Origin of the sequence: Ciceribacter ferrooxidans, assembly GCF_004137355.1 — a bacterium.
Lineage (GTDB): Bacteria > Pseudomonadota > Alphaproteobacteria > Rhizobiales > Rhizobiaceae > Allorhizobium > Allorhizobium ferrooxidans.
Map to the genome: position 1 here is coordinate 1 of NZ_SDVB01000119.1, position 312 is coordinate 312.

Genomic DNA, 312 nt, shown 5'->3' on the forward strand with positions numbered 1-312 from the left:
ATTGTTCCCAGGTTATTGATCAGGTCGGCCTTGGTCATGCCGATGCCGGTATCCACGAAGGTGAGGGTGCGTTCCAGCCGGTTGGGGTTGATGTCGATCTTCAGGTCTTTGCCGCTGTCCATTTTGGACGGGTCAGTGAGGCTCTCATAGCGGATCTTATCCAGGGCATCAGAGGCGTTGGAAATCAGCTCACGCAGGAAGATCTCCTTGTTGGAATAGAAGGTGTTAATGATGAGGGACATGAGCTGCGCGATCTCTGCCTGGAAGGCGAACGTCTCCACCTCCTCCTCACCGCCGCCATGCTGGATCTCC

At 55.4% G+C, this 312-nt stretch carries 1 protein-coding gene; it reads right to left on the reverse strand.

Annotated elements, in window-relative coordinates; genetic code table 11:
* Nucleotides 1-312 (reverse strand): ATP-binding protein (locus EUU22_RS04020; RefSeq protein WP_245484905.1); only part of this gene is annotated, 312 nt, incomplete at both ends.